Annotated in this window: 21 protein-coding genes; 2 read left to right on the top strand and 19 right to left on the bottom strand. The window is 40.9% G+C overall.

All coding sequences use genetic code 11. From position 1 onward, the window contains the following. Nucleotides 1-90: 90 nt before the first annotated feature. Nucleotides 91-3,333, top strand: coding sequence for a DEAD/DEAH box helicase (locus tag BN6556_RS13360; RefSeq protein WP_066192356.1), 3,243 nt, complete (start codon nt 91-93; stop codon nt 3,331-3,333). 18 nt (nt 3,334-3,351) lie between these two features. Here BN6556_RS13360 and BN6556_RS13355 read toward each other — a convergent pair whose 3' ends face one another. The 11 genes from BN6556_RS13355 to flaG form a co-directional block, all read right to left on the bottom strand. Next, entirely contained in the window at nt 3,352-4,509 is a 1,158-nt protein-coding gene (locus tag BN6556_RS13355) for a PDZ domain-containing protein (protein WP_130859718.1), read from the bottom strand. Between the two features lie 323 nt (nt 4,510-4,832). Then, nucleotides 4,833-6,311 carry a S41 family peptidase gene (locus BN6556_RS13350; protein WP_066192353.1) on the bottom strand — a complete coding sequence of 493 codons (1,479 nt, stop codon included), beginning with the start codon at nt 6,309-6,311 and terminating at the stop codon, nt 4,833-4,835. Between the two features lie 169 nt (nt 6,312-6,480). After that, complete coding sequence (locus tag BN6556_RS13345; RefSeq protein WP_066192351.1) at nt 6,481-8,061, bottom strand: murein hydrolase activator EnvC family protein; 1,581 nt, start codon at nt 8,059-8,061, stop codon at nt 6,481-6,483. A 36-nt stretch (nt 8,062-8,097) separates the two neighbouring features. After that, nucleotides 8,098-8,991 carry a permease-like cell division protein FtsX gene (ftsX, locus tag BN6556_RS13340; protein ID WP_066192349.1) on the bottom strand — a complete coding sequence of 298 codons (894 nt, stop codon included), beginning with the start codon at nt 8,989-8,991 and terminating at the stop codon, nt 8,098-8,100. Next, a complete protein-coding gene (gene ftsE, locus BN6556_RS13335; RefSeq protein WP_066192348.1) occupies nt 8,981-9,667 on the bottom strand; it encodes a cell division ATP-binding protein FtsE in 687 nt (228 codons plus the stop codon). The genes ftsX and ftsE overlap by 11 nt, the downstream gene beginning before the upstream one ends. A gap of 567 nt (nt 9,668-10,234) precedes the next feature. Further along, nucleotides 10,235-11,339 (bottom strand): peptide chain release factor 2 gene (gene prfB, locus BN6556_RS13330; protein ID WP_130859715.1). Its coding sequence is split into 2 segments (ribosomal slippage): nt 10,235-11,266 and nt 11,268-11,339, totalling 1,104 coding nucleotides; the frame shifts between segments, so codons are not numbered across the junction. A gap of 14 nt (nt 11,340-11,353) precedes the next feature. After that, entirely contained in the window at nt 11,354-13,861 is a 2,508-nt protein-coding gene (gene secA / locus BN6556_RS13325; RefSeq protein WP_066192345.1) for a preprotein translocase subunit SecA, read from the bottom strand. 406 nt (nt 13,862-14,267) lie between these two features. Further along, nucleotides 14,268-14,828, bottom strand: a complete 561-nt coding sequence (hpf, locus tag BN6556_RS13320) for a ribosome hibernation-promoting factor, HPF/YfiA family (RefSeq protein ID WP_066192343.1) — start codon at nt 14,826-14,828, stop codon at nt 14,268-14,270. Nucleotides 14,829-14,984: 156 nt separating this feature from the next. Then, entirely contained in the window at nt 14,985-15,341 is a 357-nt protein-coding gene (locus BN6556_RS13315) for a hypothetical protein (protein WP_066192341.1), read from the bottom strand. Then, the gene (gene fliS / locus BN6556_RS13310) at nt 15,338-15,736 is read right to left on the bottom strand and encodes a flagellar export chaperone FliS (protein ID WP_066192339.1); all 399 of its coding nucleotides are present in this window, start codon (nt 15,734-15,736) and stop codon (nt 15,338-15,340) included. The genes BN6556_RS13315 and fliS overlap by 4 nt, the downstream gene beginning before the upstream one ends. Nucleotides 15,737-15,764: 28 nt before the next feature. Next, nucleotides 15,765-16,124 carry a flagellar protein FlaG gene (gene flaG, locus BN6556_RS13305; protein ID WP_066192338.1) on the bottom strand — a complete coding sequence of 120 codons (360 nt, stop codon included), beginning with the start codon at nt 16,122-16,124 and terminating at the stop codon, nt 15,765-15,767. A gap of 187 nt (nt 16,125-16,311) precedes the next feature. On the opposite strand from flaG, the gene BN6556_RS22150 reads away from it, so the two are divergent. Continuing rightward, on the top strand, nt 16,312-16,485 hold the full coding sequence (locus tag BN6556_RS22150) for a hypothetical protein (RefSeq protein WP_161485710.1): 174 nt from the start codon (nt 16,312-16,314) through the stop codon (nt 16,483-16,485). Between the two features lie 129 nt (nt 16,486-16,614). Here BN6556_RS22150 and BN6556_RS13300 read toward each other — a convergent pair whose 3' ends face one another. From BN6556_RS13300 to BN6556_RS13270, 8 genes are all read right to left on the bottom strand, one after another. Continuing rightward, nucleotides 16,615-17,787: an IS256 family transposase gene (locus BN6556_RS13300; protein ID WP_066190544.1), complete on the bottom strand. Its 1,173-nt coding sequence runs from the start codon at nt 17,785-17,787 to the stop codon at nt 16,615-16,617. Between the two features lie 355 nt (nt 17,788-18,142). Further along, nucleotides 18,143-18,391 carry a type II toxin-antitoxin system Phd/YefM family antitoxin gene (locus BN6556_RS13295; protein ID WP_066192337.1) on the bottom strand — a complete coding sequence of 83 codons (249 nt, stop codon included), beginning with the start codon at nt 18,389-18,391 and terminating at the stop codon, nt 18,143-18,145. Nucleotides 18,392-18,583: 192 nt separating this feature from the next. Beyond that, nucleotides 18,584-19,237 carry a hypothetical protein gene (locus BN6556_RS13290; protein WP_148436783.1) on the bottom strand — a complete coding sequence of 218 codons (654 nt, stop codon included), beginning with the start codon at nt 19,235-19,237 and terminating at the stop codon, nt 18,584-18,586. A gap of 147 nt (nt 19,238-19,384) precedes the next feature. Next, nucleotides 19,385-19,525: a hypothetical protein gene (locus BN6556_RS22145; RefSeq protein ID WP_161485709.1), complete on the bottom strand. Its 141-nt coding sequence runs from the start codon at nt 19,523-19,525 to the stop codon at nt 19,385-19,387. 82 nt (nt 19,526-19,607) lie between these two features. Then, entirely contained in the window at nt 19,608-19,784 is a 177-nt protein-coding gene (locus tag BN6556_RS13285) for a YjfB family protein (RefSeq protein ID WP_066192333.1), read from the bottom strand. A gap of 19 nt (nt 19,785-19,803) precedes the next feature. Continuing rightward, the gene (gene fliD / locus BN6556_RS13280; protein WP_066192331.1) at nt 19,804-21,870 is read right to left on the bottom strand and encodes a flagellar filament capping protein FliD; all 2,067 of its coding nucleotides are present in this window, start codon (nt 21,868-21,870) and stop codon (nt 19,804-19,806) included. Nucleotides 21,871-21,955: 85 nt separating this feature from the next. Next, nucleotides 21,956-23,257: a DUF6042 family protein gene (locus BN6556_RS13275; RefSeq protein ID WP_066192329.1), complete on the bottom strand. Its 1,302-nt coding sequence runs from the start codon at nt 23,255-23,257 to the stop codon at nt 21,956-21,958. Then, the gene (locus BN6556_RS13270; protein ID WP_066192327.1) at nt 23,247-24,350 is read right to left on the bottom strand and encodes a DUF58 domain-containing protein; all 1,104 of its coding nucleotides are present in this window, start codon (nt 24,348-24,350) and stop codon (nt 23,247-23,249) included. Before BN6556_RS13270 ends, BN6556_RS13275 begins: the two co-directional genes overlap by 11 nt. Nucleotides 24,351-24,357: the final 7 nt, after the last annotated feature.

Raw genomic sequence — 24,357 nt, 5'->3', positions numbered from 1 at the left:
ATTTTTGAAAAAAACAGTAACAAGCTCGTGATTACTTGCAGAATCTGCTATAATGGAATGATGAATTCTTTTAATAAGGATGGGATCGTTTTGCAAAAGATCAACATGTCGAAACAATCAATTCGCGAACTCACCGGTGATCGCTTCTATCGGCGAGGGAAAAGCTATTTTGAAGATGGAAAGGTCTATGGTCTTTCCTATAATCCAGAAGCTAACTCCTGGCGCGGACTAGTCAAGGGGTCGAAGATTTACACGGTAAGAATTTATTTTAATAATGATTTACGTGCAGACGCCACCTGCAACTGTCCCGCCTTTGCTACACATGGTACGTGTAAGCATGTTGCGGCGGTTCTACTAGCCATCACGCAGCAGGATTCTTCCAATCGCAAACGGTTCGCAGTGGATCGAGGAACCTCCCCGCTGCCAACGCAAGAGACCGATTTATTTGCAAAACAATTGCTGCATAGCTTTCGATCTCCACAGGAAGCGAGTCAAGAATCCCATCAGGAGTCATTAATGGTAACAACGGAATATATCTTATGCCTCCATAAATCAAATAAAACAGGGCAACATGTCTTAAGTATGGAACTCAAGCTTGGACACAAACGGCCTTATGTCATTCGTGATATCCGAGAATTTATCAAGGCATTTCAAAAAAATCAGCCTTATAAAGTCAATCAGAGCTATACCTTTCAACCTAATACCGATTATTTTTCGATAAAAGATAAACAAATGCTGGAAATGTTAGTGGCTTGTTGGGAGCAAGAAAAGCTGTTAGGTACTAATTATGTCCTAAAGATGGAACAACCGCGCAGCATATTAATCCCGCCAAGTTTAACAGATCAGCTGTTACAACAGCTATCAGGGATGAACTACACCTTTCGCTCTGCGTCGAATAAAGAATATAGCGCCATTCAAGTGGAAAATATGAATGAACAATTACAATTTCACTTGGATTACCAGGCTTCCAAACGTTACACTCTGGAGATAACTGACCTATCTCATTACTTTTTTTTAGAAAGTTATTACTATGTGATTCATGATCAATATTTTTACAAAATCACCTACGAACAAAAACAAATCATGGATAAATTATTTCGGGTGATTCCTTTTTCAAATAAGGCAAAACAGACAATATCGGCGGATGAAATGAATGAGTTTGTCCAGAATGTCCTGCCACAGTTCGAACAAGTAGGAAATATCAAGCTGTCCGAACCAATGAAGGAACAAATCAATACGGAACCCTTGGAAACAAAGGTATATATCGATGAAGTGGAAGGTGCCTTAAAAGCTGTAGTGGAATTTCACTATGGTAGCGAGGTGTTCACCCCTTTTTCCGATAACCGATACTCTGGAAAAATTGTGAAACGGGATACCTATCGAGAAAATCAGGTCATTGAAACCATCCATGAGCAAGCCTTTATGGAAATGAATCAAACCTATTATCTGTTCAACGATGATGCGATTTTTCATTTTATTCATGATGGCGTGGAACAACTGGAACAGATCGCTACGATTTACTTGGCACAAAGTGTGAAACAAATGGCCAGTGGGTTAGACGATATCCAACTGCAATCATCGGTTGATTATCAATCGATCGAGGGCATGCTAGACATCTCTTTTAACATTGAAGGTATCTCTGACCAAGATGTTCAGCAGATTCTTCAAGCCTTAATCGAGAAAAAAAGGTATTATCGCATCCCGAACGGCACGCTTATCAATTTGGACAGGGAAGATTTCTCCTCCTTTCATCAATTACAGGAGGCCTTGCAATTAAGCAAAGGTCAATTGGAAGACGGAGAGGTGAAAGTACCTGCTGCCCGTACCTTTCAAGTAGAAGAAGCGCTAAATAAAACAGATCTCCGTTATAGTCAGGCGTTTCAAACGATGCTGGAAGAATTAAAACACCCTGAAAAGTTGCAATTTGCTTTACCAGACCAACTCCAGGCTGACATGCGGGATTACCAAGTAACGGGATATCAGTGGATGAAGGCACTCTCCCATTATCATTTAGGCGGCATTCTGGCCGATGATATGGGGCTGGGAAAAACCTTGCAAACGATTAGTTATATACTCTCTGAAGCTAGTCAAAGCAAGGGAAATTACCAGGTACTTGTCGTTGCCCCTGCCTCCTTATTATATAATTGGCAAAAGGAAATCGAGAAATTTGCGCCAAGTTTATCATCAGCGGTGATGATCGGCAATAAGCAAGAACGGGAACAATTATTAGAAACACTCACGGAGACAGATGTGATTATTACATCCTATCCGATCCTGCGCAAAGATTATTCCATGTACGAAGAGCACCTTTTTGATTGTATTATTTTGGACGAAGCGCAAGCGATTAAAAATCATTTAACACTTACCGCTAAATCGGTACGCGCCTTACAAGGCAAACAGTTTTTCGCCTTAAGTGGTACGCCGATTGAGAATGCATTAGATGAGCTATGGTCGATTTTTTATACGATTTCGCCTGGACTGTTTGGCAATAAGAAATCCTTTAGCAATATGCACCCTGATTATATCGCCAAAATCACCCGTCCCTTTATCTTACGAAGAATCAAACGGGAAGTATTAGATGAATTACCGGATAAAATCGAATCCGTGCAATACTCGGAGTTAACTAAAGAACAAAAAGAAGTCTACATTGGTTACCTACAGCGGATTCAGTCAGAACTGGATGAAACGATCGCCTCCAGCGGCTTTGAGCGAGGCAAGCTGCAAATCTTAGCCGGATTAACGAGGTTACGGCAAATTTGTTGTCACCCCAGCCTCTTTTTAGAAAACTACACAGGCAAATCTGGTAAGTTGGAACAATTAGTCAGCCTGACTGACGAGCTGGAAGCAAACGGAAAAAGGACCTTGATTTTTTCCCAATTTTCCAGCATGCTGTCCATGATTCGTGACACCTTAACAGCCAATGGAAAGGATGTCTTCTATCTAGATGGCTCTACTCCTTCCTCTCAACGCTTGGAAATGGTCGAGGCATTTAACAGCGGCGAACGTGGTTTCTTTTTGATCTCCTTAAAGGCTGGGGGAACTGGATTGAATCTAACCGGTGCAGACACCGTAATCTTATATGATCTATGGTGGAACCCTGCCGTTGAAGAGCAAGCAGCTGGAAGGGCCCATCGAATTGGACAAAAAAATGTCGTGCAGGTTATTCGTTTTATTACAGAAGGAACGATTGAGGAGAAAATTTATCAACTCCAGCACAAAAAAAGAGAGCTGGTTGATCAAATTATTCAGCCTGGTGAAACCTTGTTATCTAAATTATCAGAGGAAGAGATTCGCGAGCTATTACAGTTTAACGAAAAACAGGAGAGCCTTTAATCGGGCCCTCCTGTTTTTTCATTGGGAAACAAATAAAATCCCTAATTTATAGTGATCTCCATCATATAAAGCTCGCTGCGCAAAACGAATTTCCCCATCTAAATCCTTAATACTAAGCTTACAGTAAGCACGGTTTTGATTGATGACCTGATAAAATTCATCTTCTGTGCTGACATTTTGATCATTCACTTTAATAATCTGTTCCCCCGGTACTAAACCTAAATCAACAGCTGGTGTGTCCGCTAAGATGCCCAGCACAAGCAAATGCTGTTCATGGGGTTGGAAATACATACGTTGTTTCTTCTCTTGTCTGCGGAGGAAATAGTAAATAACCTCTTTTCCAAACAAGGCTACCGCTAAAGCAATATAGCCGACCCAGTCAATATAATAACTGCCAGCAGAGAGCAGAAGCACGACTAAAGCTAACCAAAGATGGCGATTGCCCAGCCACTTACCAGCCGTTTGAGGTAAGCTTGTCTTCACCACATATTCAAAACCCAATAAATAAGGAACCAGAATCAGGGCATAAGACTGTTCACCAATGGGAATCAACGGCCACCAATCGGCAAATGGTTCGATCCACCCTCCAGGTAAAAGCGTCAGAATCGGAATAAGGGTTATTTTTTTGATACGATGCTGTCCTATCCTTTTACCTCTGACACTTTTTATGTATTCAGGAAAACTGTCTTCACTCCTAATCCTCCATAAATGACAAGCTTCTATTAATAATAATAAGCCGATCAAGAACGGGAGAAAAAACACATCTATCTCTTGGGCATATTCCATGATAAATGCTGGCAGATAAGGCTCTCCATACATTTGAATAACAATTAGCAACAAGGAGGCAATCGTTAAAGCATATCCCGCCGACAGCCAGCTGAATCTTCCAGCAAGGCCAACCAGTAACATCACTGCTCCAACGAGAAGCGCAAACGGCACGGTAAAAATGAAGCCGCTTAGAATCGCCAGAATAGACAATAATAAACCAGCGATCAAGGAGATTGACCAAGTATGTCTTGTTTCATAAAAAAAGGGAGAAACCCTAGCACCTGTCGTTTTTCTATCTTTTTTCATTCGCAGGTATCCACTTAACCAAATCAATAGAAAAAATAAATAGATAAACGGCTGTATAAAAGCACGACCAATTGTTAAGCCAATCTCTGTCAACCATTCCACCTTAAACAATCCCTTCTGACTATGTTCATTTTGTACGATGACGCTTCATTACGTTTTAATAGCTTATTAGTTTGCAAGATAATCTATTCATACTTTACTATTAATTGCGGTGAAACGCAAATGTGGCTTTCCATTATTTGAATTCCCTAGTGAAAAGTTTGTTTGTTTTGCTATGCCTGACGAGTACTTCAAGGAGAGGCAGCACCAGGAAATAGGATTTCTTACGGACTAGAGAGAGCGAATCTCGGTCCTCTGTCCATAAGCTTAAAAGTTAACAAACAAAAAGGAAGAGAATGAATCCCCTCCCTTTTATTCAATGAGCCTTATTGCGTAACTGCTTCTAATGCCTTTTCCAGCTGCAGGTCGTCTTCCCCCTCTCTTACATGTTCAATGATCTCGGTCTGTAACACTTCTGCTGTCTCTTCATTGATTTCTCCGTTGGCAGATAGATCATGGTCGGACTGGAATGATTCCACAGCCTGTTGCGTCTCCTCATTAAAATAACCATCTGTTCGTCCAGGGGAATAGCCTAAGCCATCCAACATGGTTTGCGCATTGGCAATTTTACTATCACTTTGATCAAAGCTTAGCGGTTGATCAATTTGAATCGGACTTGTGTAATAATAATCAGGCATTTTTTGTTCAATGGTTGGCTCTACACCTACTTCATTGATAGAATTACCATCCGGTGTTAACCATTTAAGTGTGGTGATTTTTATCGTACTGCCATCCCCCATCGAAACCGTTTGTTGCACCGTTCCTTTTCCAAAGGATGTTTCTCCTACGATATCATAGCCTTGTGTTTCATTTAGCGCACTTGCCAATATCTCAGAAGCCGAAGCACTTCCCTCATTAATTAAAGTGACAATCGGGTAATCCTTGACCTCATCCGTATCGGAGAAATATCTGGTTTTCTTACCAGTCGGATCCTCTGTCTGCATATAAGGCTTGTCTTCAGGGATAAACTGCTTCAATATATCCTGTACGGCAGGCAGTAAACCACCTGGATTACCACGCACATCGATCACAAGCCCTTCAATGCCTTGATCTTCTAAATTGGTCAACTCCTGTTCGATATCAGCGGCAGTATCTTCCGCAAAAGAGGTTAACTGTAACACACCGATCAATTTACCATCCACTTCTTCTGTCTCTGAATATACCGTTTCAATCGGGATGGAATCCCTGGTTATCTCTACCTCCAAGGTTTCTTCTACGCCTGGACGTTGGATATCTAAGACTACTTCCGTTCCTTTTTCTCCGCGGATCTTATTAACCGCTTCATATAAATCAAGACCTTCTATACTTTCGCCGTCCACCGCTAGAATTTGATCATTTGGCCTTAAGCCCTCTTTTTCCGCAGGTGTATCCTTGATTGGAGCAATAATGGTGACCTTACCATCCTGCATAGATACCTCTGTGCCGATACCTTCAAAGGACGATTCAATCTGCTCATTAAATTGCTCCATGGTTTCTTGATCCATATAAACACTATGTGGATCATCCAGTGATTCAAGCATTCCTTGAATCGCCCCTTCAATCAATTGGTCATCCTCTGCACCTTCCACATAATTTTGCTTAATAACAGAAAATGCATTAGCCACCTTTTCCATTTCGCCAGAACTGACTTCCTCGCCTTGCTGCGCGCCTAAGGATAAGCCGCTATCTGAGCCTGCCACACTGCCTTGATTGTTGTCCGTCAACAAGCCACTGCTAAATACCGATATACCAGCAAAAGTAATGACGGCTCCCAAGCAAGCAGATAAAACCATTATTAAAACAAATTTTTTCTTGTTCATATTCATTGCTCCACCTCGTTATATTAGAAAATGAGGCCGTTGTCCACACTTCCTTTTTATTACTTTTATCTCTATTATAAATCTACGCCTCTACTTCTATATTATGAAGGTTTAAAAAAGACATCACAAGTATTTTGTGATGTCTTTTTATGTAAATGTCAGTTACGAATCACTATTAGTTAAGGTATTGCATTGGATCAACTGGGTTTTTATAACCGCCTGGATGGATTTCAAAGTGTAAATGTACACCCGTTGAACCACCAGTATTCCCCATAACTGCAATGTTTTGCCCTTGGCTGACCGATTGATTGTTTGAAACGTTTATGCTTGCCAAGTGTCCATATAAGGTGGAATAGGCCTTGCCATCAATATAGTGTGTAATCATAATCGTGTTTCCGTAACCACTCATCCAACCTGCAAAGGAGACTGTACCACTTGCCGCTGCCTTAATCGACAATCCAGCTGAAGAGGTGAAGTCTGTACCATTGTGTGGTTTTACCACTCCATGAATAGGATGTAGTCGATTAGGATCAAAAGGTGAAGAAATCGAGCCATTTGTCGGACGAATAAAACCACTGCTGCTTACTGATTGAGTCGCAGTTTGTGTCGTTGATGGTGTAGATGGTTCTTCCTCATCACCATCGTCGCTACCACCGCTAGTGCTTTGATCACTTCCACTGCTTTGATCGCTACTTGATTCACTCGCTTGTTTTTCTTCCGCAGCCTTACGTTCCGCTTCTTTTCTTTCTCTTTCTTTACGCTCTGCTTCTTCTTTTGCTTGTTGCTCGAGACGTTGTTTTTCTGATTCTGCATCAGCCATTGCCTGTTCAATTGCTGCTGCCTGTGCATTGATTAATTGCTGTTCCTCTTCCTGTGTTAATTGTTCTTCTTGTAAACTTTCTTCTTCTACTTCAAGATCACCCATGATCGCTTCTTTTTCGGACACCTGATCATTTAAAGTAGATTGGATACCTTCTAGCTCTTCTTCTTGAGAAAGCAGCTGTCCTTTCTCATCCTCTAGGGCACTTTTGCTTTCCTCTAAAGAAGCTTGCTTGTCTTCTAATGATTGTTTATTCTCTTCGACCGCTTGTTTATTTGCCTCAACTTTGGTTTTGTTTTCTTCTAACTTCTTCTTGTCCGCTTCTTGCTCTTCCATAATTTTCTTATCGGAATCCATTATCTTATTCACAGCCGTGGCACGGTTGATGAAATCACCAAAGTCCTTTGCACCAAGCAATACTTCCAAATAATTGGTGTTCCCGCCATTTTGCTGCATGGATCGTAATCTTTCTTTTAATAATTTCTCACGCGAAGCAATTTTTTCTTCTAACTCCACAATCTCTTCTTCTAATTGTTTAATTTCTTCTTCTAAACGTTCAATTTCTTCTTTCACTTGTGCAATTTCATCTTCTGTTGCTGTAATATCTGCCTCTGTATCAGCGATCTTGCCATTTGTTTCAGAAACCTCTGCCTGTTTTGCTTCTAGTTCCGCTTGCGTCTCTTCGAGGTCAGCATTAATATTGTCAAGTTCACTTTCTGTTGATGATTGCTTCGATTGATTTTCGGAAATTTTTTCTTCTGTTTGTTGTTTTTCTTGTTGTGTTTCGTTCGATTTTTGATTTAATTCCTCTTGCTCTCGTTGCAATGAGTCAATTTCCTGCTGTACGTCTTCTGATGATTCAGCAGAGACGGTTTGGAAAGTAAAAAAACCAGTAAGTAGTACAGTCATTCCCATTGTCAGCATTCTTTTTCGCATAAATCACGATTCCCCTCTCGTCGATCTTTTCTGTGTCTATACTTTTAAAAACTTCCGAACACTCATCAAGCTTCCCCACACACCAATGATGGCACCAATTGCTAGAATAATACCGGCAACTTGGAAGGCAAATGGATAAAATGAGAGTATCTTTATAAAATTAAATTCTTGGAAAACAACGATATTTTGGGTCAAATAATAGTACCCCCCAAGAATGATCCCTATCGGAATAAGACTTCCCAGGACTCCTAACAATAATCCTTCTACAAAGAATGGAAGGCGAATAAAGTTATTGGTTGCACCTACCAATTTCATAATTCCTATCTCTTTCTTTCTAGCCATAATGGTTATTTTGATCGTGTTAGATATCAAGAAAATAGCCGTAAACACCAATGCGACAATTAATACCAAACCTATATTTCTAGCATAATTATTGAATTCAAACAGTGTATCCACATATTCTTGACCGTAATTAACACTATCGACAAAATCAATTTCTTCAATTTCTTCTGCTATTCTCTCTGTTTCTTGCGGATCTGTCGCACTGACGACAAAGGCATCATTCAATGGGTTATCTTGTTCATACAATCCCCATGCCTGACCTTGCTCACCGAAACTTTCTATTAAACTATCTAATTCTTCTTCTCTGGAAAGAAATTCTACACTCTCAATCCCCGAAATTTGGTCAATTCCTTCCTCTATTTCATCAATATCTTCCTCTTCTGTCGTTAACTCCACTAATGCCTTGATCTGCACATCTTCTTCCAGTTCGTCGGCAATGTGGTTTAAGTTCAGCATTAATACTAAAAATACGCCTACTAGTATCAGGGTTGTTGTAACCGCCCCTACCGAAGCTATTGTCATCCAGCCATTACGCCAAGTATTCTTGGCTCCTTCTTTTAGGTGTCGCTTTAACGTACTAAATTTCATATCCATACTCTCCTCGATGCTCGTCACGGACAATGACGCCATCTTCTATTGCAATGACTCGCTTTTTCACCGCATTTACGATTTCTTTACTGTGTGTGGCCATTAACACGGTCGTGCCACTTGCATTTATTTCTTCCAAAATACGCATAATTTCCCAAGATGTCTCAGGATCGAGATTTCCAGTTGGCTCATCCGCAATTAATAAAGAAGGACGATTAACAACAGCCCGTGCGATGGTCACCCGCTGCTGTTCCCCACCAGACAATTCATCTGGAATAAAGCGCGCCTTATTTTTCAATCCTACTTGCTCTAAGACGTCCATCACTCGTTTACGAATACTACGTGGCGACTCTTCTATCACCTCTAGGGCAAATGCAATATTTTCATAAACCGTCATCCTTGGCAGTAATCGAAAATCTTGGAATACAACCCCTACATTTCTTCTGAAATAAGGGACTTCTTTCCATTTCAAACTCGAGGTATCGGTATGGTTGATGGTCACCTTACCCTTATCGGGTACTTCTTCGCGGAATAACATCTTGGTAAATGTAGATTTTCCGGCACCACTCGGACCAACAATATAAACAAATTCCCCTTGTTTAATCTTCACGTTGATTCCATTCAGAGCAATGACCCCGTTTGGATATGTCATATGGACATCTTTCATTTCTATCATATATATATCACCTTTGTTTGTAATAGATTTATAAAGCTAGTGTCATAATATGTAAAATATCGACAGAATTCCCTCACACTTTTTACATTATAACATTAATTACACCTTTTTTTGACGAAAATTATATTACAATTTCATTTCAAATGTTTGATTTTGTAATAATCGGGTAAAGGGGGATAAGTCATTAGCACGTTTTTTGCTAACTAAAACTCGCGTGTCGCAGGAAGGAGTTTTTTGACAAATGCTCCGCCTATCACTCCAGCATATTAACACCTTCGTGATTCCTAAGCAAGCATATTTCGTCAAAATAATTCATTATAATCAGAAGGAATAAACATTGGAGCATATAGGAAAAAATAAGTGGTGCATCGAGGATTTCTTTAGAAAAATGTGGACACGGCTTTTAAAGTGGAGTGGTTATTATTCACTATACTTCAGTGAATCCTTAACTCTCATATATCATGCGGTTTATACATGTCTTGCTTTGGAGAGATGTGCTCTAGGGGTATAACAAAAGCGGCAGTAACCTGAATTCAGATCATGTTACTTGCCGCTTTTATATTATTCTTATTTATTCATAGAAATGCGTAAATAGGCATCAATAAAATGATCGAGCTCGCCATCCATCACAGCTTGGGTGTTACCTGTTTCGTGGTCAGTGCGATGATCCTTCACCATCGAGTACGGATGAAATACATACGAGCGAATCTGACTTCCCCAGCCAATTTCTTTTTGTTCGCCGCGGAGAGCTTCCTTTTCTTGCCTCTGTTTCTCCATTTCCAGTTGGTATAGCTTTGCCTTTAACATCTTTAGTGCTTGTTCCCTGTTTTTGATTTGGGACCGTTCTGACTGGCAGGTGACCACCGTGTTCGTAGGGAGGTGCGTCATACGGACGGCTGAATCGGTCGTATTGACATGCTGTCCACCCGCTCCACTAGAACGATACGTATCCACCTTAATATCTTCAGGATTAATATCCACATCAATATCATCATCTAATTCTGGTGTCACATCGCAAGAAACAAACGAGGTATGGCGCCGTCCAGAAGAATCAAAAGGGGAAATTCGAACCAAACGATGTACTCCTTTTTCTGCCTTTAGATAACCATAGGCATTATGACCTTTAATTAATAAGGTTACACTTTTTATACCAGCTTCATCACCAGGTAAATAATCCAATGTTTCTACCTTAAACCCTTTTGCTTCTGCCCATCTGGTATACATTCTCAACAGCATACTAGCCCAATCCTGTGATTCCGTACCTCCAGCACCTGGGTGGAGTTCTAACATGGCATTGTTTTTGTCATATGGTTCGCTCAAGAGTATAAACAATTCAAATCGATTTAATGCCTCACCCAGCGCTTGCACATCCTGCTCGAGATCATTTCGTAAATCCTCATCATTCTCTTCTTTAACCAACTCATAAGAAACCTCTGCATTCTCCAAGGATTCTTCATTTTCATCAAAACTCTCGACTAATTCTTTTAGGCCATTGGATTCGGCAATTAATTTCTGGGCACGTTGCTGATCATCCCAGAAATTGGGGTCTGTCATTTCCTCGTCTAATTCAGCGATTCGAGCTCTCTTTGCTTCTAAGTCAAAGAGACCCCCTGAAGTCCGCTAAACGATTAGCCATTTTGTTTAATTGCTGTTTTACTTCTACTAATTCCATTATTCCACCTCATCTTATCTTCCATGACAGTTTTTGTATTTTTTCCCACTGCCACAAGGACATGGATCATTCCGTCCAACTTCTTGTGCCTTTACAAATGGTTTTTTCACTTTTTTCTTCTTTTCACCATCGCCAGATACTGCTTGGGTATCTTTCACTACTGCTTCACGTTTTACATTATCTTTGATTTGAGCCTTCATGACATAGCGGGCAACTTCTTCATTGATCGTCATGACCATTTGCTCAAACATCGCAAAGCCTTCCATCTGATATTCACGAAGAGGATCGTTTTGTCCATAAGCTCGTAAATGAATTCCTTGACGAAGCTGGTCCATTTGATCGATATGGTCCATCCATTTGGTATCCACGGTACGCAGCAGGATAACCTTCTCAAATTCACGCATCTTCTCAGAAGTAAATTCCTCTTCTTTTTGCTGATATTTCTCTTGGATTTTCGTCATCAGCCATTCGATAACTTCCTCTTTATCTTTCCCTTGCAGATCTGATTCTGTTACCCATTCCTCTTCTAAAAGATTACCATGCAAATATTCGACTAAACCAGACAAGTTGGTATCCTCTTCGCTTTCGTCTGAGACATAAGAAGATACAGTACTTTCTAAGGTTGTGCGAATCATCTGCTCAATGATATCATGAAGGTTTTCAGAATCTATCACATCAAAACGTTGTTTGTAGATGATTTCACGCTGCTGACGTAATACATCGTCATAGGACAAGACGGTTTTACGTGCATCAAAGTTGTTTCCTTCTACTCGTTTTTGTGCCGATTCTACTGCCCTTGAAACCATTTTACTCTCAATTGGTTGTGTATCATCCATACCAATTCGCTCCATCATATTACGCATATTATCAGAACCAAAACGACGCATTAGCTCATCTTCCATCGATAGATAGAATTGCGTAATACCAGGATCACCTTGACGTCCTGAACGACCACGTAATTGATTATCAATCCGACGAGACTCGTGACGTTCGGTGCCAATAACGGCAAGACCACCTAATTCGGTGACTCCTTTTCCTAGTTTAATATCCGTACCACGACCTGCCATATTGGTTGCGATCGTTACGGCATGCTGTTGACCTGCATTTTCAATAATCTCAGCTTCTCGGTAGTGGTTTTTGGCATTTAACACATTATGCTTTACCCCAGCCTTTTTCAACAAGTTTGAGATAATTTCTGATGTTTCCACCGCCACTGTCCCTACCAGTACTGGTTGTCCAATTTGATAGCGTTGTTTAATCTCATTGACAACCGCCTGAAATTTACCATCCATTGATTTAAAGATTAGATCGGAGCGGTCTTCACGAATAATTTCCTTATTAGTCGGGATCGCAATGACATCCATGGCATAAATGTTTCTGAATTCCTCTTCTTCTGTTTTTGCCGTACCCGTCATCCCCGCTAATTTATTATACATCCGGAAAAAGTTCTGGAAGGTGATAGACGCCAATGTCATGCTTTCATTTTGGATTGGCAAATTTTCTTTTGCTTCAATTGCCTGGTGCAGGCCATCACTATAGCGACGTCCTTTCATTAAACGGCCGGTGAATTGATCGACAATCACCACTTGTTCCTCTTCCACCACATAATCCGTATCTCTATGCATAGCGATATGCGCCTTCAAGCCTTGATTAATATGGTGCGTTAATGTCACATTATTTAAATCAAACAGGTTATCGATATTAAAGAAATTTTCAGCCTTGTTCATTCCTTCTTCGGTCAGCTGAACCGCTTTTGTCTTTTCATCATACGTATAATCATCTTGGCTTAACGTCCTTACAAACATATTTGCTCGTTGATAGAGAGTAGCTGACTTTTGTGCAGTTCCTGAAATAATCAAAGGCGTTCTAGCCTCATCAATTAAAATAGAGTCAACCTCATCAATAATGGCAAAATGCAGTTGACGTTGCACCATTTGTTCCTTATATAACACCATATTGTCTCGTAAATAATCAAAGCCGAATTCATTATTCGTACCATAGGTAATATCTGCCGCATAAGCCTCGCGCTTGGCATCTTTATCCATACCATTTTGATTTAAGCCAACCGATAGGCCAAGAAATTGATATAATTCTCCCATTTCACGGGCGTCACGATCTGCCAGATAATCATTCACAGTGATGATATGGACCCCTTCTCCTGTCAAGGCATTTAAATAGGCGGGCATGGTGGAAGCTAAGGTCTTTCCTTCCCCCGTCTTCATCTCCGCAATATTACCTTTATGCATTGCAATAGCACCAACTAATTGAACATAAAAAGGGCGCATACCCAACACTCGTTTGGCCGCCTCTCTCACTACTGCAAAGGCCTCTACTAATAGATCATCAACTGTTTCGCCTTGCCCATATCTTTGTTTAAAACTGTCTGTTTTATTTTTTAGTTCATCATCTGATAATAGTTGTATTGTTGGCTCTAACGCTTCTATTTCATCTGCAAGTTTTTCTAGCCCTTTCAGCTGTCGTTGATTTCCATCACCGAATACTTTTTTCAATAATCCACGCATTCTAGCCGCTCCTCTTTTTTCATAAGATCCGTTTGTACTATTTTTATTTGTCCATTCCTTATCATAACACTTGGATGAAAAAAAGGAAAATATTCCGCAAAAAAAGGAAGCGAGAAGATAAAAGTTGAAAGGATGTGGATTTCCCGCCCCCTATATTATTTATACCATAGCCTATAAACAGTGCCAACTGTGCATTATCGTATTTTCATGCAAGGTAACAGCAAGAAAACAAGATTATTTCATCAGTGAAAAGGAATTTTATGGCGGTTGTTTGAAGTGAAAATGAGAATTTATGTTTTTTTATGAAAGATTACAATCGATGTGTACTCTCTTTAAAAAGCGATTACATTCTACGATCAAAAAGAAACGACCAGCTTTTGTTGGTCGTTTCTGTCGTAAGTATATATTAACTTGGTTCAATTAAACCATATCTGCCGTCACGGCGTCGATAAACGACATTTGTATTGCCGGTTATGGCATTTTCAAATACGAAGAAAGCATGTCCCAGCATATCCATTTGTAATACTGCTTCTTCCGAATCCATTGGTTTCAAGTCAAAACGTTTAGTCCTGACAATTTCAATTTCGCTATCATCAAATTCGTCTTCTTGCCTAGCTTCAGCAATTTCTTTTTCCATCTCAGCAAATACATGCTTTGGCGCACCTTGCTGACGGAATTTACGATTAACTTTTGTTTTGTGTTTGCGGATTTGTCTCTCTAGTTTGTCAACAACAAGATCAATTGCAGCATACAAATCGAGGTGTTGCTCCTCTGCTCTTAGCAGTAGATTAGACATGGGGATCGTCACTTCTATTTGCTGCTCCTCATTATAGACACTTATATTTACATTTACATCAGAAGTGGGAGGTGTATCAAAATATCTTTCTAGTTTCCCTATTTTGCGTTCCACGTACTCCTTGATTGCGTTTGTTACTTCTACATTTTCTCCTCGGATGTTGTACTTCATAAAAAGTGTCCTCCTTTCAAACTATAAAGCTTGTGATCGCTTTATAATTCTATAATACCACACTTTCGCATATATAAACGAGTAATATTCATAATTATTTAACAATTTCTTTACATATCGAATAAGCGCTGATTTACCGGGTCGCACGATAGATGACTACTGTTTGGAATCGAGAAATCTGCCATCATAATTGGCCACATTTTTGTATGGATTCAAATAATGATGGTTGGAGCGTGTCTGCTTCTTTGTGTTACGCATATCTTGTTTAATCTGCTGCATCATTTGTGTTAAGTTCTGCTGTAGCTGTTTATCCAATGCAACGGCTTGCGTACCTAATTGTTGATCCGTTTCAGAAAAAGGAGGACGTATTTGCTCTTTGTATTGATCGCGATCCGTAAGCAAGTCTGTCACCTGCTTGATTCGCTCTTCCCGTGACTTATCTGACTTGGAATCCTTCAATAATACAAGCATGCGTTTCGTGACATCGATATACGCTTGAATACTGGCATTCATGCATTTACACCTTTCCCATGCTGACGGAGACGTTCTTTTTTAATGACTTCTTTCCAAGTGTTACGAAAATCCTCCATGATGGTATAAGCCTGATCCAGTTGTTCCAGGTCATTCTTGATGTTGGCCTGTGTAAGGGCGTGATAGGCAAAGTCATATAGTGGCATGATCTGTTTGGCAATTGCTGCCTCGCTGTCCAAAGTAACCATTAATTCACGAATAATATCTTGTGTTTTTTGAATCATTTGATTCTTTTTTGCATGATCACCATTTTCTATCGCTTTTTTTGCTTGTTTGATAAATTTCAAGGACCCATTATATAACATCAGCGTTAATTCCCCTGGTGTAGCTGTATTCACAGAATTATGCTGATATGTTTGATACTGCTGATAAGCCATAAAGCCATTTCCCCCTCTGTTCAAGTTCCTATATTTTCTTATCTACAATAAAACCCATGTATTCAAACATGGAGGCGTAGACATCAAGCATTTTTTCAGGTGGTATTTCCCTGACGACTTCTTCGGTATCCTGATCAACAATTTTGACAAAATACCTATCTAATTTCTCATGTAATTCATATCTAATACTCGTTTGGGTTGATTCCAGAAAAGAATTCAGCCCTTCCACCATTCCATTTAATTGATCGCTAGATATGTCAATATCATTGATGTTTGTTTCGATCGTTTGCCGATGGTTATTGGATCGCTCTCTTGCAGATTTGGATGCCTCAATCGTCGTGTTAGTTTGCATGAGTGGAGATCCAGTGATCATTTTACCAATTTCCATGACAAAACTCAGCTCCTCATTCTATTGTTATTCCTATTATCGGCATTTTTATAAAATGTTTAATAGTTTTTGGATAAATGAGGTGGTTTACGAGTGAGATGAGGTACTAACTTTTCATTGACAATGTAGTGGTGAAACTTGTGATGTAGCAATATGGGGTGTATTCGGGTTTTTATGTGGTTTTGCATTGGTGTTGGTCTTCATTGCTGAGATGACGCCCATTTTTCATGATTCCCCTCCGGTTTTGGCCGTCATTTCCGTGATGACGCCCATTTTTCATGATTCCCTTCCGGTTTTGGCCGTCATTTCCGTGATGACGCCCATTTTTCATGATTCCCCTCCGGTTTTGGCCGTCATTTAGTCAAGTCCATATTATTGTGTAAAATACATTTACATGTTTTTATCCGGTTAGGGTATGGTGAATGTGTGGAGGAAGGAGGGGGTACCCCCTCCTTCCTCCACACATTTTCGCGCCGACGCTGGCGGGCTTTTAGGTACCTTTCAAGTATATTCGATTGCCTCGGTCTAATTGTTCTTCGATATCCATGAGGACGGCCCCAATTAACCGAAAAGCGGATTGAGTGTTAGGAAATATGCGAATCACTCGTTCTCTTCTTCGGACTTCTCCATTGATTCTTTCCACATTGTTGGTGGTCCGTAACTGCACGTGATAATCAACGGGTTCGTTCATAAATTGAACCGCATCATCAAATCCTTCTTCTAACAATTCTCCTACTTTCGTAAATCTTGGCTGATCTTCATACGCCTTCAAAAACTGATCTTTTAACGCTCGCGCTTCCTCTACACTGCTCGCGTTAAATACACGTTTGATCCATCTCTTGGCCTCCTCTCTCCCTTTTTTCGGCAAGGTATCGAACAGATTCCGTTTGAAATGGACCGTGCAACGCTGCCAACTCGTACCAATGAACCGTTGTTGAATGGCTTGTTTTAACCCTTCATGGGCATCCGAAATAACCAGTTTGGGCGACTGGAGACCTCTCGATTGTAAACTTTCCAAGAAACGGCTCCAGCTTTCCTTCGACTCGGCATGCTGAACTGTCATCCCGATGATTTCCCGTTTCTTTTCTTCGTTGACCCCTACCGCAATATACACCGCTTTAGAGACCACTTTATGATGCTCTCTTACCTTGATATACATGGCATCGGTATAGATATAGGGATAATACTTCACATTCAACGGGCGATTGGCCCATTCCATGACCAGGGGATCCAATTTCTTGGTGATATTCGATACCATGGATTTAGACACCCCTTCTCCACAGAGCGCTTCCATGATATTGGTGACCTTTCGAGTAGATACCCCGTTCACCACCATTTCCAGCATCGATAAGACCAAGGATTGATCGGAGCGTGTATATTTTTCAAACAAGGATGGGGAAAATTCCCCTTTCCTCGTTCGGGGAACATGTAATTTTAAGGTTCCCACAGGTACTTTATAATCGCGCTCATAGTAACCGTTGCGATAGTCCTTACGCCCTTCGGTTCTTTCGTAAGATGCTGCCTCTAGGTAGTCATCCCGTTCTTTCTCCATGAACGAATTCAGCACAATCACTAACGCTGATTTCATCACATCTTCTAAATCCGATCCTAATACTTTTTCTTTTAATTCTTCAAAATTCAGTTTAAAATGGATATGGGTCATCGTTCATTTCTCCTTTATAAGTTTTTAGTGGGATAAAAACATTATAACAGGAAATGAACGAGGCCTTTTCCTTTTTACACAATTATATGGGCTTAATCATCTAACAGACAAAAAATCACCGATTCGCAAAATTCTGTCCGTAAGAATGAATCTAACAGACAAAAAATCACCGATTCGCAAAATTCTGTCCGTAAGAATGAATCTAACAGACAAAAAATCACCGATTCGCAAAATTCTGTCCGTAAGACCGAATCTAACAGACAAAAAATCACCGATTCGCAAAATTCTGTCCGTAAGAATGAATCTAACAGACAAAAAATCGCCGAACTGCGAAGTTTTGTCCGTAAGAAGGCCTCTAACATTCGATGATGTTCATTAATAAATCCTCTGTCTCTTCATTTTCAAAATGTTTTATTCGATCAAGGACTCCGGCATTTTGCAAATAAAGCGTTTCCAGTACAGCGTCCCAATCTCTTTTGCTAATCCGTACAGCACCAGCGTCATTTTTTGCACTTGTAATTTCAATCGGCGTGTTATCATCATTAACTTGTTTAATCAATTGGTAGAGGTTTTGTCTTGCATTAGCTGGGTCAAAACTTAACAATTCAAATCCCCTTTCTTTTATAATTAATCACTATCCATCGTATAGCATACGTAATCATGTACACCAAGTTATAGATGTCTATTTTCATCATTGTATTCATTATCATATCACCGTTGATGCCACCATATTCATTTTTTATAGGTCAAATAGACTGTCACCAGAAAAAATCATTAATAGTGAATATTCAAAACGTTACTCCCTTGCTTCTTCATCTGTAATCGTCCAAATAACTTGATTACTTGTGCCCGCTTCTACGTTTCCTTGATCCTTTCTGAAGTAGTATTCATCAGCGGTTAACACATCACCAATAAACGTTGCTGTTCTCTCTTCTCCTGGTTGAATTTCGCCTTCGAATTCATCGATCGTTTCAAATTCTGAAGCACCATTTGAGAAACCTGATCCCATGAGATCTTCGGTGATCTCCATATTACCCATGACTTCTTCTGCTTGTAATACATTATCACCAATATTTTTAAAGCTTAATTCTAAAACGATCAATTCATCCAATAAAGACGGCTCCCCATCAAGCTCTTCACCAACCATTTCTGCTGATTTCAACGTCACTTCGTAAGTACCTAATGTTGCTTGGAATGTGCCAGTATCTCCGATAGTAAGATCTTCTTGATCTTCTTCCGTTACTTCAAATATTCCACTAGCTGAGCCTTCGTTATTGTCCACCTCATCTGGCTGCTCTTCCGCATCATTTGCTTGTTCTTCTTCATCTGTTTCGCTTTCAACTGGAGCCTCATTTTCTGCCTCGGCTTCATTACTGTCGTTTTCATCCTCACTACACGCCATTAAAAACATAGCTATGCTTAGTAAAAAAATCAGTGGAACCTTTTTCATATACGTCCCCCCCCCCCCCGTCATTTCTGAGATGACGCCCATTTTTCATGATTCTCCTCCGATTTTGGCCGTCATTTCTGAGATGACGCCCATTTTTCATGATTCTCCTCCGATTTTGGCCGTCATTTCTGAGATGACGCCCATTTTTCATGATTCTCCTCCGATTTTGGCCGTCATTTCTGAGATGACGCCCATTTCAGCGCTTCCCTCTCCGATTTTAGCCGTCATTTTTTGTTGACGAAACAGATTCCATCCATCATTCAGAAGACAATTCGCCTCTAGAGTCACAAGTAGCAATCTTTTTGCTATGCTACGGGATTATATAGTCCCAACAAAAAAAGAGTCCTGATGAGACCCTTTTTTATCCATCTTATCCTTGCAGATCGATATTCCCCCCCAAGTGAGGCTGGACAGAGCTTTCCATCAGCTTGATCATGTCATTGGACTGAGCTTCTACCTGATCCATCGCCTTACTCATCAAGGCTATATCTTTCTGCTGCTGAACTTGCGACTGATTCATTAAAATAGATAAGGCTGCAATATCCATTCCTATCTGCCTCCTTTGTTTACATCATTCCCATTCCACCGCCAAATTGCTGCATCATATAGGCAGCTTGGCTATTGGCTTGCTGCATCGCCTTCTCCATTGCTGTGAATTGACGCCAATAACGCTGTTCGGTTTGTTCTAATCTGCGTTCAAAATTGGCAATGCGATCTTCCATATCCTCCAGGTTTCGTCCAATCGTGAATTGTTGATTGGTATAGGTTGCTCTTCCCGCACGTTCATAAATGCGATCCATGGACTGATTAACCGAATCGGTAAGACGTTGGGTGATTCCTTTTTCACTCTGCGTTTCGCCATCTACACGGAAGAGATCCTCTACTGCTGACGGATCGGTTTCAACCGCTTCTCTTAATTTTGCTTCATTGATCTCTAGTTTACCACCATCCATATAGTTCCTTGTCGTGGTGATCCCAATTTGGGCAAGCTGATTATAAGCAGCCCCTTCTCCTGTATCCACAGGCGAATAAAAATCGTTCCTCATACTGGATAAGGTACTTTGAAGCAACGAATCATGGCGCAACAAACCGCTCTTAGCCATTTCTTCCCAGTCTTCTTGCTGTCGGTCCGATAACGATTCCCGCTCTTCATCCGTTAATGGATCATAGTCACGATGAAAGGTCTCATTCACCTTGCCATTGATTGAATCGATTAAGGTGTTATAGGTCTCCACAAACTCTGTAATCCGCTCCACTACGGCCTCGGCATCATTGGTAACATTAATGGTAACCGGCTGAATAGGGTCAGTCTCATCGGTATTATTAAAAGTTTGCCTTAATTGAAAGGTCACACCATCCATTTGAAAGCTGTTGGATGTGCGTTCGGTATTTAAACCATTGATGGTGAACTTGGCATTTTGGCCTGCTTGAAAGGAAGACTCTTCACTATTAAATCGAAGCGTATTTTCAATAAAATTTCCGCTGACCTTGATATCCTGGCCATCATCACTAAAAATCCCCGTCTCCGTCCGGCGCATAGAAAGCTGGTTAGTGAAAGAATCAAAAGTCATCGATACACCCAAATTGGCATCATTGACACGACGAACCACCTGATTTAACGATTCATTACCTTGCACAATAAAGCTTTGGTAGGTTTCTCCGTTGGAAGTATTGGATCCTACTGAAAATGTCGTGTAGTTTTGTTGATAAGATGCCTTAATTTCGATATCAGCATCTTCGTCTGATTTTTCCATGGGTTCTTCAAACGTTACTCTACCAGTATGTACATTAATACTACCAAGCACATCGGATTCATCCTCAGCATTCACCAACTGATAAACCCCATCATTTTCACTGTTTAAGTCGATTTTATACTCCTTACCATCCACTGTTAATTCAAATCCATTATCCGCAACGATCGAACGTCCTCCTAAAGTAATACCAGATGTCTTCTCTGCAGTTAAGGTGATTTCATCAATATTCTCACCAGTCGTAACATAATCAACAGAAACACGATCATTTGCCGATAAATTATTTTTAAATGTTAATTTACCATCAGAGGTTAATAATACTTGATTGTCGTTTAACTCAACATCTTCATCCGTTACCACTTCATACCCCTTACCATTCACTCGAACATTGACTCCGTCTGCTACCACACCTTCGCCTAATTCGATAGCCTCATTACCTCTACCATTAAACTGCTTAATAGCACCCTTTTTCCAGTCTCCCTCATTTCCTAATAAGTCTTTCTGATCGATCAACCGGCCACCAGCATCAAAATCATCTCCAGCAATCCCCCCACCATTCACCCAAGAAGCCGACTTGGCTAGTTGCTCCACCCTGGAAATTTCAAAGGATGACTGGGAGGCAGCACTGCTGGCGGTTGCGGTTATCAGATTTTCGTTTGTTGAGGCAACCTGGCGAGCTCGATAGGTGCTAGGCATTCTCATTTCGGCTAGCTTGGTGCGAAAATCTAATAATAAGGTGTTCATGGCACGATAATCATCACGACGCCATTCTAAAACCTGTTTTTCTTGCTCCATCTTTTGCAACGGGATACTTTCCGCTCTCATCAAGTCTTTGACCATCTGATCAATATCCATCCCACTGGCCATACCTGAAATTCTCATCTGGATCACGTCCTCTTTCACTAGTCTTATTATCCATATTATCGGATGCCTGATGGTAATGTTTAGCCAAATGAGAAGAATTCGGTTATTTTTTCTCCTGCCATGCCTGCCAAAGCTGATCGATCTGATCCTGCTGTGCTTTGGTTAACTGCTGATTACCGTAGCGAATATCGTCATACCATGCCTCCAGCTGCTGCAATTGTGCCTGTTCGTCGGATAATGACAGAACCTCATGGGCAGTGAGGGCATGACTCCATTTTTCCCGTTGTTTTACCTCATGGGCAATGATTCGATAAAGCAGTCGGACTTTCTCTTCAGCCGTCTCTGGCCGGGGTTTCGACCGGCTTGAAAAGACTTTGCCCCATTTCGCCTGTTGTCTTTTCCGCCATGCCTGCCAATCAAACAAATTCTCTTTCGTGTCTTCATAATCCGTATCGCTTTCCACTCCGGTTTGTCTAATAAAAATCTTAGTCAGCGTTCGCCAAACAGCTAAAAACCATCTTTTTAACAGACGGCGAAATTTTTTGAAACAAATGGCGATGAGGAAGGCAACACCGATCACTAATAATAAGATCGCCACCACCTGCATAAATAGCTCTGTCCATTCCGCGAAACGAGATGGTTCTTGTGGCTCTTCCTCAGGAAACATCGGAGCCATTTCACGTGGAGGCTCTTCGGCTGGTTCACTTTCCTCTCCCCCAAACAAACCAGCAAACCAGATGACGGATTGCGCAATCGCTCGAACCGTATGATAAACAGCAGATTGCACCACTTGAAAATTAGTAATCACTATCACTAGCAAAAATGTCACCAGCATATAGGTCCGATTTAACGATTTCATTCCCGTTGATAACCGTACTTTCCCTTTTTCCAGCGACTCCTTTTGTAAGTGATCTTCGTTTGTCATAAAGAGCAGAATGATAATAAATAGAACGCCCATGATGCTGATCCAATGCTGATAAGGCTGTAAATTCTCTATAAAATGAAAAGCCAAATAACCCACAAAATACAATGGTAACCCAGCAGCCCACATCACCATTCTTGGTAATGCTCTTATCCAACTGATAACCGCATACTGAATGCCACGAAAAGCAGCCAGTAATAGCACCAAGAACATGACTGCTGCCTGCCAAATACCCGGGGCAATCCACCAGCCTAGCGTTCCTGCTGCAATCAATAGTAATACCATCGTCAGCCAATGATAACGATTGACGGCAGCCAGCACATAACCTAAAAAGAAGATGAACAACAAGGCAAGTAGCCAATAATATAAACTATTCCCCGGAAAAACTGTCAGACCAAGCACGAAAATTACTGGAAAGAAGCAAAGCATTTCCAAGAAAGCACGCCAGATAATGCCTACCGATAACATGCGATCAGCTTGCATCTTCGTCCACCTCTTCTCCCAATTCGACTATCTTCACAGCGTTGCCTAGCCGTTCTATCGCCGTGATTTGCTGACTGACACGTTCCGTTAAATAAGCAGTAAAAATGAGCACATCATGTTTGGTCAGGCCAGCATCCACATCCTCCTGCAAAAAAGCACGAAAATTACGACTGCGATCCATTTTTAATTTGGCAATCGCGTCCAAAATATAATAGCCTTGTTGCGCGCTGTTAGCTGGTTCCACCCGTACCGATGGCTTAATCCGCTCCACCGTATTGGTAAAGGGTTCCACAAAATAACCATTACAACCAAATCCGGTCGCAATGCCATTTTCTAAGGTATATTGCGCCAAGGAAGCGGCATAGGACAAGGCCCTCTCGATTAATTCCGGTTGTCGGATAGGCAAGCGAATATCCTCATCTATATCAAAATTAACATAAATCAATAAATGATGATCTGCCGTATAATCTTTTTTGTTGACCTGTAAGGTTTGTGTCCTTGCTGTTGCTTTCCAATTAATCGCTTGCAAGGTATCGCCATGCTGGTATTCGCGTACCCCAGCGTAAAGAAATGGATCCTCGATAATCCATCGTTGAACCGTAACATCTCCCAACCAGCTATGGGAAGGAAGCGGGATCTCATCCAAGGGAACCAGTTCAGGATATACCGTAACGGCAGTAGCCGCTTCAAACGAATCAAATACCTCACCAAAGCCAATCCCGTCTCCTGTTGTCACAGATACCGTATGCAAGGGGTAGTAACCCCGCTTCTTCCCAATTAGTCGATGTCTCCTGGTGATTTTTTGATAGGGCATTAAGCTGAACAAGGTGCGATGGAATACTTCACCATCCTTTATTTTCTCCCCTTCTTTCATTAAATAGGGACTCATTTTCACCTCTAAACGCAGCCAAGGCAGTGGCAGCAGCTTTTGATTGGTAATTTGATCAACCATTTCAATCGGCTCACCAGCAAATACAGACTCCTGTTTGAACTGACGCTGATAACTAATTCCACGCAAACCGAATTTACTATACAGCATCCCCTGCAAAAAAATAACAGCTAATAACACGACGATAATCCATGCTATATTCATAGGGCGA

Source organism: Gracilibacillus timonensis, from assembly GCF_900086715.1.
Lineage (GTDB): Bacteria > Bacillota > Bacilli > Bacillales > Amphibacillaceae > Gracilibacillus > Gracilibacillus timonensis.
This window is presented reverse-complemented; position numbering and strand designations above follow the sequence as displayed.